This is a genomic window from Corallococcus terminator, assembly GCF_049194865.1.
Taxonomy (GTDB): Bacteria; Myxococcota; Myxococcia; order Myxococcales; family Myxococcaceae; genus Myxococcus; species Myxococcus terminator_A.
On record NZ_JBLZWL010000031.1, the window covers coordinates 1 to 13,481 of the forward strand.

The 13,481-nt window shown below is 66.4% G+C and carries 12 protein-coding genes; 7 read left to right on the forward strand and 5 right to left on the reverse strand.

Annotated features, from left to right (window positions below):
* Positions 1–291: 291 nt before the first annotated feature.
* Complete coding sequence (locus tag ACN469_RS12500; protein ID WP_498767458.1) at positions 292–957, forward strand: hypothetical protein; 666 nt, start codon at positions 292–294, stop codon at positions 955–957.
* 97 nt (positions 958–1,054) lie between these two features.
* Complete coding sequence (locus ACN469_RS12505) at positions 1,055–1,336, forward strand: hypothetical protein (RefSeq protein ID WP_498767460.1); 282 nt, start codon at positions 1,055–1,057, stop codon at positions 1,334–1,336.
* 67 nt (positions 1,337–1,403) lie between these two features.
* On the opposite strand, the gene ACN469_RS12510 is transcribed toward ACN469_RS12505, so the two are convergent.
* The 3 genes from ACN469_RS12510 to ACN469_RS12520 form a co-directional block, all read right to left on the reverse strand.
* On the reverse strand, positions 1,404–1,718 hold the full coding sequence (locus tag ACN469_RS12510; RefSeq protein WP_498767461.1) for a hypothetical protein: 315 nt from the start codon (positions 1,716–1,718) through the stop codon (positions 1,404–1,406).
* A 110-nt stretch (positions 1,719–1,828) separates the two neighbouring features.
* Positions 1,829–4,837 (reverse strand): protein kinase domain-containing protein, encoded by a 3,009-nt coding sequence (locus ACN469_RS12515; protein ID WP_498767463.1) that lies wholly within the window; start codon positions 4,835–4,837, stop codon positions 1,829–1,831.
* A 110-nt stretch (positions 4,838–4,947) separates the two neighbouring features.
* Positions 4,948–5,811 (reverse strand): class I SAM-dependent methyltransferase, encoded by an 864-nt coding sequence (locus ACN469_RS12520; RefSeq protein WP_498767465.1) that lies wholly within the window; start codon positions 5,809–5,811, stop codon positions 4,948–4,950.
* Positions 5,812–5,911: 100 nt separating this feature from the next.
* Here ACN469_RS12520 and ACN469_RS12525 point away from each other — a divergent pair, with 100 nt between their 5' ends.
* The 5 genes from ACN469_RS12525 (at position 5,912) to ACN469_RS12545 (ending at position 11,086) form a co-directional block, all read left to right on the forward strand.
* A complete protein-coding gene (locus ACN469_RS12525) occupies positions 5,912–7,195 on the forward strand; it encodes a tetratricopeptide repeat protein (RefSeq protein ID WP_498767467.1) in 1,284 nt (427 codons plus the stop codon).
* Between the two features lie 45 nt (positions 7,196–7,240).
* Positions 7,241–7,534 carry a hypothetical protein gene (locus tag ACN469_RS12530; protein ID WP_498767469.1) on the forward strand — a complete coding sequence of 98 codons (294 nt, stop codon included), beginning with the start codon at positions 7,241–7,243 and terminating at the stop codon, positions 7,532–7,534.
* A gap of 67 nt (positions 7,535–7,601) precedes the next feature.
* On the forward strand, positions 7,602–7,820 hold the full coding sequence (locus ACN469_RS12535) for a transposase (RefSeq protein ID WP_498767572.1): 219 nt from the start codon (positions 7,602–7,604) through the stop codon (positions 7,818–7,820).
* 668 nt (positions 7,821–8,488) lie between these two features.
* Positions 8,489–10,174, forward strand: coding sequence for an FAD-dependent oxidoreductase (locus ACN469_RS12540; RefSeq protein WP_498767471.1), 1,686 nt, complete (start codon positions 8,489–8,491; stop codon positions 10,172–10,174).
* 106 nt (positions 10,175–10,280) lie between these two features.
* A protein-coding gene (locus ACN469_RS12545) for an IS5 family transposase (RefSeq protein WP_498767473.1) occupies positions 10,281–11,086 on the forward strand; the annotation gives its coding sequence in 2 pieces (ribosomal slippage) (positions 10,281–10,626 and positions 10,626–11,086; 807 coding nt in all).
* A gap of 240 nt (positions 11,087–11,326) precedes the next feature.
* Here the strand turns inward: ACN469_RS12545 and ACN469_RS12550 are convergent.
* Entirely contained in the window at positions 11,327–12,790 is a 1,464-nt protein-coding gene (locus ACN469_RS12550) for an alpha/beta fold hydrolase (protein WP_498767475.1), read from the reverse strand.
* 99 nt (positions 12,791–12,889) lie between these two features.
* Positions 12,890–13,381, reverse strand: coding sequence for a hypothetical protein (locus ACN469_RS12555; protein ID WP_498767477.1), 492 nt, complete (start codon positions 13,379–13,381; stop codon positions 12,890–12,892).
* Positions 13,382–13,481: the final 100 nt, after the last annotated feature.

The following is a 13,481-nucleotide window of genomic DNA, read 5'->3' on the forward strand; positions in this document are numbered from 1 at the left end:
ACGCGCAGGGGCTCGGGCCAGAGGTGGGAGAAGGGAAGGGGCGGGGCGGCGAGGGCCATCGCGACGTCGTGGCCCAGCTCGCGCAGTCGCACGCCCATGACGCGCAGGGCGTTGGTGTGGCCCGCCGTCGGATGGGCCGCCATGAGAATCCTCGGCATGGGTGACGCATAACACGGCCTGCCGTGCCGCCCTGCCCACGGTGGCTCGCCCGGGTGTCACAATGGGAGGACCGGTGCTCCACGAGAGAGGAAGCCACGGTGGCTTCGCTTCGAGCTTCGAGAGGTGGGGACCATGTCGAAGGATAAGCAGTCCTTCCTGACGGTGCTGCTGTCGCTCGTGCTGATGCCGGGAGTCCTGCTCCTCGTCAGCGCGGTGACGGGCGGCGCCTTTCCGGCGGGTGTCGCGCTGCTGCTGGGGCTTCCCCTGGGGTTGGGGTACGGCCTCCAGACGGGGCTCCTGCGCAGCTATCCGCTGTCCTCCGCCCAGGGGTGGGTGGAGCTTCTCATCGACCTGACGTGGAGCTTGCCCAACACGCTGTTCGGCTTCGTCTTCGGCAATCTCGTCTATGTCTTCTTCGGCAGGCCCTCCCGCGCGGACTCGGAGAATCAGGGCTGGGTTGTCTATCGGCCGAACCCAGGAGGCTCGTTCGGACACAACGTGCTCCAGACGTTGGGCACGGTGAACCTGGGAGGCGCGGGGCAGCACGAGAAGATGCACCTGCTCCAGGCGCGCATCTTCGGCCCCTTCTATCTGCCCTTTGTCGCCGCCTCGTATGTCATCACGTCCCTGTTGCAACTGCTGTGGACGTGCACCCTCGGCGGGCTGCTGAAGCTGCTCGGCATGAGGGACAAGGCGTACCTCCGTCCGCCCGCGCACTCCGCGGTGGGAGGCTTCTTCGGATGGATTTATTACGCGACGCCCATCGAGCTGTGGGCCTATGCCACTGGCAATCCTTGAGACAGGGTGAGTCATTCTCGCCGACTTGTCTCGACTTCACGGACTGGTGCTAGGTTTGCCCCACCGGGCCCCCAATCGCTCGGTGGAGGATGCACACGTGCGAAGCAGCAACATCCTGGGTGGAGTGTTGGCGGCAGGGCTGCTGATGGTGGGCTGTGGTGGTGTGGAGCCGGCGCTGGAGGAGGAGCAGTCGTCAATCGACACGCGCGCGGACGCGCTGCCCTTCTGCGGCAACCAGTCCTACTGGATTGACTACTACTCCGACGCGACGCTCACGAAGGTGGTCGGGTACATGTCCTGTGAGTGTTACCAGACCGCGTGGATCGGCGGTCGCCGGACCAGCTTCGCGGTGACGGAGTTCTCGTCCACCTGCGGCTGACAGGGACTCCTCGAGTCCTCTACCCGGTGCTCCAGCGTGGAGCACCGGGTATCGCCCGGAGGGACGCTCAGGGGCAGATGTTGTAGCAGCTGCCCGCGCCGCGAGCCCGACACTCCGCGGAGGTGGCGCACCCCGAGCAGTCATAGGAACAGTAGCCCCGCAGGCCCACCGGCTCTTCCGAGAAGAGGGCTGGCGTGACGTCCAGCGGAAGGCCGCTGCGCGCCCTCGACATGAGGAGCTTCTGCTTGTCCGCCTCACACGCGCTGGAGGTGGGGACGGCGGACTCGGCCGCGAGAGGCTCATCCCGTGGGAAGGTGGTGACCACCATTCCCACCGCGACGGTCAACGCCAGCACGAATCCCGACGCAGGCTTCAGCATCATCCGGAGCTCCTGGAAAGGGGAACTCCGGGATGATGCCCAGGAGGGCTGACTTGCCCGCATGCGTTATCAGGGGAGCTGTGCGCCGCTGAACAACGCGGCCCACTCCTCGCTCAAGGGGCCGTCTTCGCGGCGCGGCGCGCCCCCTGGCGCTGCTGGATGCCCCGGCGCAGCTTGGCGATGAGCACCTCGGGGCTCGCGGAGCGGACCAGGACGTCATCGGCCCCCGCCTCCAGGCTGGCGGTGAAGACAGTGGCGTCTTCCTTGTCGACGATGAGGAAGACGGGCAGGTCCTGGGTGGCCGGGTTCTTCCGGAGCGCTTGCAAGAGCGAGCTCAAGTCTCCGTCCGGCAGCGGGTTGGCGAGGATGGCCGCCTGCGCGCCTGCGTTCACCGCCTTCTCCACATCCGCGCGAGTCTTCGCGCGCACGGTGCTGAAGCCCTCCGCCATGAGTCGGATTTGCAGCGTCATCGCGTTGGCGCTGTCCGTCTCGGCCACCACCACCTTGGGGGCCGTCTGGTCGGCGTGTGTGCTCCCCTCCAGCTCCAGGGTGAGCGCCTCCAGCACGGGGAGGGGCAGCCGCGGATCCTGGCGCAGTGTCTGGAGCGCCTGGGCCGCCTTGGCCGGCGTGGGCTGCGGGGTGTGGACCTCCTGGACGAAGCGCGCCGCGCCCAGCAGCGCCCCCGCCGCGCGTCCCACGGGCGGGGTGCGCTCCTCGCCTTCGGGCAGCACCGACATGAGCAGCTCGGTCACCTCGGGCATGGCGTTGCTCGCGAGCACCAGGGCGCGCGCGCGTGAGGGCAGCTTGAAGCGGCGTGGCTCCTCCAGTCGCGCGGCCAGGGCCAGCGCGCACGCCGCCGTCCCGAGCAGCACCTCCTCCACGCGCCCCGCGCCCAGCCGCACCGCGATTCGTCGCGCCAGCTTCGTCATGAGGGGCGCCAGCGTCGCGCTGCCGCCGAGCATGGACAGCATTCCATCCAGCAGCCGCGTCTGCGTCTCCGCGAGCCGCGCCAGCGGTCCGCCCTCGCCCATCAGCGCCGCGCTGTAGGACGGCAGCAGGCGCACCTCCACCTGCGGGTGCGAGGCGCGCAGCTTCTGCGCCAGGACGGCGGGCTCTCTCACCGAGTCCTCGAGCACGAGCACCAGGTCATAACCCCCGAGTGAGAGCGCGCGCTCGGCATCCGCGGCCGGGCTGGTCGCCGCCGCCAGCCCTTGCATCAACAGCAGCCGCACCACGGCCTCGCGAGGCTCGGAGGGCTCCGCCACCAGCAGCACCATGCGCGCGCGCACGTCGCTCCGGGCCGGGGTCGCCCGGCTCGCGGGCTCCACCGACGCGGGTGTCTTGACCTCCTGGGGCTCGGCCGGCGCGAAGGTGCCCCCGTCGAGCACCGCGCGCCCGGTGAACTGCTCCGCGAACTGGAGCACGCGCGCGCGTCCACCCGGGTCGGGCTCGTCGTCCAGGGGGATGGGCTCATGGGAGCGCGGCGCGGGCTGGGGCTGCTCCTCCTCGTCGTAGAAGCGGCGGATGGCCTTGCGGATGGCCTCTTCCGTGGCGAACAGCCCCTGGACGGCGACGGCGCGCGTGGAGAACTTGAGCGCGTCGGTGACCTGCACGTCGCGAGGGTCCACCACCGCGCAGAGCAGCTCGCGACCGCGCAGGCCGATGGGGACGGCGCACAGCCGCTCGCACAGCTCGCGGGGGACTCGTTGCACGAGCTCCTTCGGCACCGGCAGGGCCTGGAGCTTCTCGTCGGTGATGTGCGGCAGGCCGGCCTGCTCGGACAGCGCGCGCATCAGGTGCTCGGGCTCCAGCCACTTCTCCTGCACGAGCAGCTGGCCCAGCCTGCCGCCCTTGCGCCGCTGAATCGCCAGCGCTTCGTTCAGGACGTGCGGCGTGAGCAGGCCGCGCGTCAGGAGGATGGCGCCCAGCTGCTGGCGCGAGCGGATGGCGCGGGGACCGGGCGGGGCCACCGTGGTGGCCAGCTTGGTGGCGGGCTCGAGGCCTGGCTGGGGAGGGGTCGCGAAGAAGGAGGGGCGCCCCACCGCGGTGACTCCCGCGCCGCCAGGAGGAGGCGTCACGGGCTTCAACGTGGGCGGTGGCCCTGGAGTCGGCGGGCGCCGTGCATCCCGGCCCGGCGTCGAACGCGCGCGCTGGAAGTCCTCGCCCTCCAGGCGAATCTCCTCGCCGGGGACGCTGGCCAGGTCCGCCAGGGGTGAGCGCCACTCCGGAAACGCGCGGCCAAAGAGGCTGGCGATGTCGGAGGCGCCCACGCGCAAGCGGTGGTCGAAGAGGAAGTTCTGGATGGACTCGGAGAACTCGCGGGCCACCGGAAAGCGGGCGGAGGGATTGGCGGCGAGCGCCCGCAGCAGCAGGGCCCACAGCGGCGCGGGGACGCCGGGCAGCGGCTCCAGCGTGCGCTCGTCGAAGCTGCCCAGGGCGTGGATGATTTGAGGCGTGGTGCCCTCGAAGAGGCGCCGTCCGGCGAGCATCTCGAAGAGCAGCAATCCCAAGAGGAAGATGTCGCTGCGCTGGTCCAGGGGGCGGCCGTGGACCTGCTCGGGGGACAGGTAGTTGATCTTCCCCTTGAGGACGCCGACCTGCGTCTCCTGGTGCCCCTCGTCGGCGACCTTGGCGATGCCGAAATCCGCCAGCTTCACGCCTCCGTTGATGGAGACCATGACGTTGGAGGGATTGACGTCGCGGTGGATGATGTTGAGCGGCGCCCCCGCAGAGTCCGTGCAGCCATGGGCATACGCGAGGCCGTCCGCCACTTGTTGGGCGATGAAGCAGATCTCGCGAATCCCCAAGGGCACCTGGCGCTTGCGCGCCGCCTTGAGCAGCGCGCTCAGGTTATCCCCGTCCACGAACTCCATCACCATGTAGTACTGGCCGGCGCTGGAGCCCAGGTCCAGCACCTGCAAGACATTGCCGTGCTGGAGGGAGACGGAGAGCTTCGCCTCGCGCAGGAACAGGTCCACGAAGGCCGCGTCCTGCACGAAGGAGGGGAGGATGCGCTTCACCGCGACAGGCTTTTCAAAGCCTTCCGCGCCCACCACCTTGCCCAGAAAGACCTCGGCCATGCCGCCCGCGGCCAGCTTCTTCACGATGCGGTATGTCCCCACGCTGTCTCCGAAGCCGCAATGAGATTGCAGACGTACGAAGAGAGAGGAAAGGTCACAATTGAGCGTCCGGGGTTCCTGGGCCGGCGGAAAGTGGCTGGATTGTCATTCGCTCAACGCTTGTCGGTAGGGGAGTGTCTGGTCTTGGACTCGGCGGACAGACGGCGGATGCCCGTGGTGAGGTAGGCATTGAAGAGGCCGACCTGGGGGCCGGGGCCCAGGTCAGCGGAGACCTTCCCCTCCAGGGCCTGCTGGATTGCGGGCCACTTGTCGCCCAAGGCCTTGCGCGCCAGGACGACGGGGGCGCTCGAGCGCATCAAGGAGTCCACCATGGTGGCGGTGGATGGGTATTCCACGCGGGCCGTCACCTCGTGCACGGCGACCTCCTCGAAGCCAGACGAGGTCATCTCCCGCCGACAGGTCTCCTTGTCCGACAGGGGCATCATGCCGTCGCGGGGGCCGCCGCTCCCGCCTGTCATCAGCTCCGCGAAGGATTGATAGACGGTGTTCATCGTGGGCGAGTGTTCGAAGGGCAGCCAGCTCGACACGACGGCGCGTCCGCCCGGGACGAGGACGCGGTGCAGCTCGCGGAAGCCGCGGGGGCGGTCCGGGAAGAACATCAGGCCGAAGAGGGAGAAGGCGGCGTCGAAGGTCTTGTCTGGCAGCGGCAGGGCCATGCCGTCACCGACGAGCGCCTCGATGGAGAGCCCTTCCGACGTCGCGCGCTCCCGGAGGGTGGCGAGCATCCGGGGCGAGAAGTCCACCGCCGTCACGCGGGCGCCCTGTCGGGCCGCGAGCACGGAGAGTGTGCCGGGACCCGCCGCCACGTCCACCACGCGCGAGCCGGCGCCGGTGCCTGTGCGGGCGAGGGCGTCCCTGGCGAAGGTCTCGAACACGGGGAGCAGCTCGCGCACGTAGTCGGGCGCGACGAGGTCCCAGGGTTCCGGCACGGCGAGCGGTGAGGAGGTCGACGACATGGGGTGGGCTCCAGCGGGGTGAGACGCGGATTCCACCTGGAACGGGCCGCGGGCGCTTGGAAGAAATGCACCCGTTGGCTTCGAGTAGACTGGGTTCGCCATGCCCTTCGCGCGTTGCCTCCTGTTCCTCTTCGTGTCCGCCTGCGCCACCACGGGTGGGGGCTCGTTCCAGGCAAACCCCTTGCTGGTGACGGAGCCAGAGCAACCCACCACGCCCGTGATGCGTGCCGTGGAGGCCGTGGTGCGAAAGGACCTCGACACTGCGCAGCAGCACCTCTCCCGGGCCCTCGCCGACGAACCCACGGATGCACGGGCCCTATTCGTCCAGGCCTGTGTCTTCCTGGAGCGGGGTTCGCTGAAGGAGGCCGCTGGCATGGTGAAGCGCCTGCGCGAGGTGGCGCCGACGAGCCTCGAAGGTCCGGTCCTCGAAGCGCTGACCGAGCGGCGCGGCACGCACCCGACAGAGGATTGGCGCGACGCCTTCGTGTGGGCATGGGAGGAGGCGGGCCGTCCGGCGTTTGAGGACCGGGGACTGTTCTCGGGGATGGCCGTCTGGGACAAAATCAAGGCTTCGATGGCGGGAGCCTGGGCTCGGACGGACCGGGTGGAGGTCCGCCTGATGCTCGCGCTCGCGGGCGTAGACCTCGATAAAGAGTCGCGGCGCTGGCTGCTCGCCCATCTGGAAGATATCCAGGACCCCGGATTGCTGCTGGCCGCCCTTGCCTACTTTCCGAAGGACATCCATCCGGTGGAGCCGCGTGAAGCGCTGCGGTCGCGACTTCGTCGTTTCGCGGACGAGGAGCCGACGGAGATGCAGCGGGCCCTCCTGCTCCTCGTGGATCCGCACGCGCCCGACGCGCCGTTCACCGAGGAAGAGCTCCGTGAGCTGGAGCGCATCGTGGCGCTGCCTGACTACCGGTCCACGTCCACTGTGTCGCTCTACGCGGAGGCGGAGCGACTCTTGAGGTCAGCAGGAGTAGAGCAGCCGGCAGGAGGATCCTTCTCGGCCTTGGTACAGGAGTTGGGCACTCATGGGCCTTTTCTTCTCCTCCAGGTCGTCGACGCCTCCGCCGGGACGCTCTCCACCGACCATCGCATGCGGCTGGGACGGGCGCTGTGGTCCTTGGGGGAGCGCATGGCCGCCGAGTCGACGCTCATCGAGCGCATGTTGGGCTTGAACTGCAGGCGGAAGGGCGCCGCGCTGCTTGCGGACTCGGAGCGACTGGCTCGGGCCACGATGGACCTCGAAGAAGGGCGAGCGGTGTGGCTCGCGGCCAGGCGGCTCGAACTCGACGCGTGGCCCCTCCCGTCGCTACAGGAGGCGATGCTGGCCGCGACGTTGAAGGACGAGTGGACGCACCTGCGTGCCTTCGTCGCGCCCTGAAGCCTCCCTTGACTCACGCATCTTGTCACCAGAGGCTGTGAGGCGATGCGAATTCGACGGGTGACCTGGGCAGTGATGATGGCGCTGCACTTCCTCGCGATTGCGTTGCTCCCGAAGGAGCTGGCCCCCGCGCTGGCGGGTTCAATCTACCTGCCGCTGATGCCCCTGCGTGCCCTGGGGCTCCCTGTCCTTTCGACGGCGCCGTCGGGCGGCTGGGCTGGGCCGTCGGTGCTCGGCTGGGTCGCGGTCGTCCTGGTCTGGGGGCTGGTGTGGTGGGGCGTGGCGTCGCTGGTCGCCCGCTTGACGCACCCCGGTCGTCGCGCGACCCCCACGGCTTGATTCGGAATGCGAGCCTCAGAGGATCTAACGAAAGTAAGGGCTGGGGTTGGCCACCGACGAAGGGCACGTGGTCCGTGAACTCGCCCGCGACGTTTTTGGGCAGAGCGTCCCACCGCTGCTCCTGCCGCCTCGGCCCAAGAAGAAGCTAGGGAGACTCCTGGCCAATGACCGAGCAGTGCTTGAGGCCATCAGCTTCGTGCTCGGAAGCGTCATTCCGTGGGAGATGCTTCCTCGCAAGCGGTTCGGTCTGTCGGGCATGACGGCATGGCGCCGACTGGAGGAATGAATCCGGGCGGTCGTCTGGGAAAACTCCAGCACCAGTTGCTGGACGAGTCGGGGCTACGAGGCAAGCTGCTCCTCTCCCGTCTCGTACCAGCATCGAATCCTCGTCCGTCCTGGCCTCAAAAAGGAACCCCTCACGGGCTCGAACCCGACGGACCAAGCGAAGACAGGGAGCAGTCATCCCCCTCGCGCGGAGGCCCATGGGTTGCCGCTCACTGAGTCGTTGACGGATGCGAACGTGCACGACACCAATGAACCCTTCTCGCTCGTTGACTCCATATCTCTCGTGAGGATGTCTTCAGGTCAACGCTGCTTCCGTACCCAGAGGGTCCACGGTGACAAGGCCTACGCCTCAAAGAAGAACCGGCGCAGGCTGCGACGACGTGGCATCGCGCTACGCAGCGCTCGCCCAGGCGTCGAGGCCAAGGTGCGTCTGGAACGTCCCTGCTGGGGGCGGAGTTCACTCTGGCTTGGAAGAGGCAACTTTGTCGGCTGCGAGTCCGTAATCAGCGCAGGGAGGACGCCCACTTCGCCTTCCTCGTACTCGGCTGCTGCGTCATGCTCTTCCGCAGCCTCTATTCTCACATTTGATATGGGATCATACTATGGAGATGCGAGCGCATCAAGGTAGGTTGTGACCATCTACAAGCGGCTGCCTCGATCCACCGTGGGATGAAAATGTCAGTCTCTTCTGAAAATATCTTGCAGCACATGGCCGTCCCATCCAAACCCAATGTCTACCAGATTGGGTGCCTGGAAAGCCGGGTTACGCTATATTCGCAGCAAGTACGTGCGCTGAACTTGGCATTTGCTCTTTTCGAACGGAGAAAGTTGGCTCGCGATAGCCGAGTTGCAGTCATAGGTGGGGGGGCGGCTGGCATGACCGCAACGGCTGCGCTTGCGCAGTGCGGTGCCTCTGTGACGCTTCTTGAACGTCTTGATGCGGTGATTCCCTTTCAGTCTGGAAGTCTGACACGGTGGCTTCATCCGCATATCTACGAATGGCCTGCGGACGGGTGCCGGAATGTGAATGCTGATCTCCCTTTGCTTGATTGGTCTGCAAATTACGCGGCGAATGTTGCAATTGAGCTTCGCGACGAGTTCTACAGGCTTGTGCGAAAGCTCGGAACGATCAAGGTTCAGATAGGTGTGCGAAATGTCGGTATTCAGGCCGGGCAGGTGGGCCAGCGTTTGGAGTGGAGGAATGCCGGAGGGGGATTTCATAGTGAACGTTTTGATGTGATTGTTTTGGCGGTTGGGTTTGGATTGGAGCGCCCAGGGGTTGGTGCAGCGCACTCTTACTGGCGAAATGATGACTTGGCTCAGTATGAGATTGATGCGGATCGCATACGCCACCATCTTGTGTCCGGATGCGGAGATGGGGGATTGGTCGACCTGCTGCGTATTCGGATACGCGACTTCAGGCACGATCAAGTTCTTGAGGAGTTCTTGGGAGGCATTCCTACTCGGTCGTTAGAGAAGGAACTCCTACGCGTCGAGGAGGTGGCTCGTGACAAAGCAGAGCGCGGCGAAGACCCTGCTGATTTCCTTTATGATGAATACCAACGCCTCCGACCACTGCATATTGATGAAATGGTGGCTAGCAGGCTTCGGCGGGATACGCGCGCGACTCTGAATGGTCCAAGCCAATTCCCTTGGAGACTCAATGCGAGCATACTTAATCGATTCCTGGCTTCGGCGCTGATTGGGCTTAGGAATGGTGAAGCCGAATTCACAATGCCCAGTGCGGTGGGTGCGGACTGGTGGCGGGGAGAAATTGCATGCGTAAGTCAAGCGGAGGGCGGGTATCGGGTTCAGCTCAAAAGCGGCGAAAGCAGACTCTTTGATCGGGTCGTAATTCGCCATGGCCCCGTGTCTGCGCTCTCGACGTGGGTGCCGCCGACCGACCTGGAGGGTATTCGCTCGCGCAATTTATTGGATCAAACGCGCGCCCCTTTATGGCCGCAGGGCTTCTTTGGTGATCGGGTCACACACCAGTCGGTGGAACACTTGCTGGAACGCAGCGTTCAAATCTTCATTCCAGCGCACGAGGGACGGGCGGCATACAGAGTCGAGCTTGAGATTCGAAGCTTGGCTACTTTTCAGGAGCTAGTGAATATGGTCTATTTCAAGATAGAGCCGCCCGTGGAGCCCTTTACTTATGGGGAAACATGGCGGTTGCGTAACACGGTTTCCGGAGAAGTTCTCATGCATGCACGGGAGCTTGATAGTAAGCGGAGCTTTTTTCGCCGGGGCCTCGCAATGGACTCCCGTACACTGGAAGAGGTCGGGATCCTTCCTGGTGATAATCTTGAGGTCATCTTCCTTGAGCATGATTCAAGAGAGTTCTTTCGCTAGTCTAGGGTTCGCTTGTCTAATTGGCGGGGTTTAGAGGACTTACAGCTCCTAACGAAAGTCAGGGCTGGGCTGGTCGCAGGCAAGGACCAGCCTCAGGTTGAGGGGCATGGTCCGCGAACTCGTCCCCGACGCTTTCTGGCAGCGCGTGGCGCCCTTGCTGCCTCCGCCTCGCCCCAAGAAGAAGCTGGGGCGACCACGAGCGGACGATAGGGCGGCCCTGGAAGCCATTGTCTTCGTGCTTCGCAGTGGCATCCCCTGGGAGATGCTGCCCCGCAAGCAGTTCGGTCTGTCGGGCATGACGGCCTGGCGCCGGCTGGAGGAATGGACCCGGGCAGGCGTGTGGGAAAAGCTCCAGGAGCGGCTGCTCGACGAGCTGGGCTTGCGGGGCAAGATAGACTTCTCGCGGGCCTCCATCGACTCCTCGTCTGTTCGGGCGTCAAAAAGGGGGCCCTCACGGGCCCAAGCCCGACGGATAGAGCGAAGGCGGGTAGCAAGCATCATCTTCTCGTAGCCGCCCAAGGGCTGCCGCTCACCGAATCCGTGACGGCCGCCAACGTGCACGACACGCACGAACTCTTCCCACTTCTGGACTCCGTGCCCGCGGTGAGGATGCCCTCGGGCCAACGACGGCTCCGCCCTGGGAAGCTGCATGGCGACAAAGCCTACGCCTCAAGAAAGAACCGGCGCGGGCTGCGCCTGCGCGGCATCGCCTCTCGCATTGCTCGCCCAGGCGTGGAGTCCAAGGAACGGCTGGGCCGCTACCGCTGGGTGGTGGAGCGCACGCTGGCCTGGAAGAACCAGCTGCGCCGGCTCCGTGTCCGCGACGAGCGCAGGGACGATGTCCACTTTGGCTTTCTCGTTCTCGGCTGCTGCCTCATGCTCCTACGACGCCTCTACCCTGACATTTGTTAGAGGCTGTTAACAAAAGTCAGGACTGGGGTTGACCACCGACGAAGGGTACATCGTCCGTGAGCTCGTCCGCGACGCCTTCTGGCAGCGTGTCGCATCGCTGCTGCCACCGTCTTGGCCCAAGAAGAATCTGGGGCGGCGGTGGCGGTGCGTCCGGCGCTCATCGGCGATGACGGCTCCACGGGAAGGCTCCACGACGCCGGTGACATGGTGGCCTGGTAGTCCTCGGCCTCGGAGATGCCCTCAACGGGGCGTGGCGCTCTTGCCGAAGTCGGCGCCGCGAAGCTGGAGGACGCAGTCCAGGGGCAGTGGCCCCTTGGGGTCGCGGAGGAAGGCCATGGTGATTTGTCCGCCGCAGAGGTTGAACGACGCGCCGTGGCTGCGCCCCCGCATCTCCACGTAGCGGGCCTGGGGCATGGACTCCAGCAGCTGCCGTCCCCAGTCCGGAGGCGTGTCCGGGTCGAACTCTCCCGCGAAGATGAGCGTCGGCACGTCGCTCTTCACCGGCGTGTTCTCCTCGGCGGGCACCGGCGCCACGTTCCACACGCGGCACGTCGCCACGGAAGCCGTGCCTGCGTCGACGCCGCCCAGGCCCATGGCCGGCGAGTGCTGCGCGGCGATGCGCTGGGGGTCCTCGAAAGGAATCTCCTCCGAGCACCAGACCGACAGCCGCAGTCCCCAGCTCATCGTCGACGCACCCTGGCTGTTCTCCACCAGGGGTATCAGCTCCGAGTAGTCGCCCGCCGCCGCCCGGCTGATGATTCGCGGGAGGAGGGGAATCGTCTCCGGGTCATGCAGCGCCGTGTAGAGGGCCTCGGCGACCTGCGCGCCGCGCACCTCCACCGGACGCCCCTCCGTCGCGGACTCCTTCAACACGAGGGGCAGCGGCTTGCGCTCGGCGGCGGCGACGAGCTGTGCGAAGCGCTTGCGCAGGTCCGGATGCGCGGCCGAGCACTCCCGGTCGATGGCGCACCCGTCGAACACCAGGTCGAGCGAGCGCAGCAGGTTCGCCACGCCGACCTCATCGAAGTTCACCTCGGGCGGCAGCACCGAATCCAGGATGAGCGTGCGCACCCCCGCGGGATGTCTGCGAGCCACGGTGAGCATCAGCCGCGTGCTGTAGGAGATACCCTGGAGGTTCCACGCCTCGTAACCGAGCACCTTGCGCAGGTCCTCGATGTCGTCCGCCGTGGCCGTCGTCGTGTACCCGTCCAGGTCCACTCCGGAGGCTGTCAGCGTCGCGCGGCAGCGACCCGCCGCCTTCGTCAGCGCTTCCTGGGCCTTCGCGCCGCGCAGCCGGCCCGCCGCGATGTCGCCCTTGAGGGCATTGATGTCGGGACACTCCAGCGCCGGCTGAGCCATCTTCATGCCGCGCTGCTCCAGGACGATGACGTCCCGCTCGTCGAGCAAGGGGTTCCTCTTCCCGGAGCGCAGCCGGGCCACGGCGCTGACCCCGGGCCCACCGGGCATGAAGAGCAGCGCGTCCTTCGCCGGGTGCTCGGCGCGGCTGCGCAGGCGAACTACCGGCAGCCGGATGGGACGGCTGTCCGCCTTCTGTCGGTTCTCGGGGACGACCAGGAATCCACAGTCGATGCGCTCCCCAGCCTCCACGGTGGCGGGGCAGGGCGCGGGCTCGAACCGGGGCCCTTCGGCGGCGGAGAGGGCCAGTGACAGCGAGGCCAGGGTGGCCAAGAGGCTCGAGGACATGGGCTCCTTTTAGCGGTCATCCGTGGGGCTTTCGGTCCCATACGGCGCTCGGAGCGGACCATTGCCGCTCCGAGCACCTGGCTTCATGTCACGAAGAGCCTACAGGTGCGGCAGGCAGGCCTGTCCGGCGATGGGCCCGTGGATGGTGGTGGCGGACTGCAGCACGATGTACTTCAGCGTGCCGTAGCCGAACGGGCTCACGTCACCCGAGCAGGTGCGGTACTGGTACGTGCCGAAGAGCGGCCCGAAGCCATTCAGGAAGCGCGTCCCATCCAGGTAGGCGACGATGTGGCCGCCACCCGGAGACGCGTTGAGGTAGTCCTCGAGCTGCCAGCGCTGGACGAAGGGCCCCTGCAACTGGTTGCAGTCCTGCCGGATGAGTCCATCCAGGCAGGAGAAGTACATCAGGCGCAGCGCCGGACCGAAGCCCGTCGCCGTATGGACGACGTACGCGTTGAGAGAGATTTCCGTCGCGCTCGACGTGTTGTAGTTCGCCCAGTACGTCTGCAGATGCTGGCGGCTGTAGAAAGGCCCCTCCTCGGTCTGGGCGGAGGCCTCCAGCGGGAGCGCGGCGAGCAGAGACAAACCCATCAGCAGTAATCCAGAACGACCAATCATCGTGGTTCTCCTAGGGATGGACGCGCCGGATGCGCGAGCCACCGGGAGCCCTTACGCGGTCTGTGATTATCCT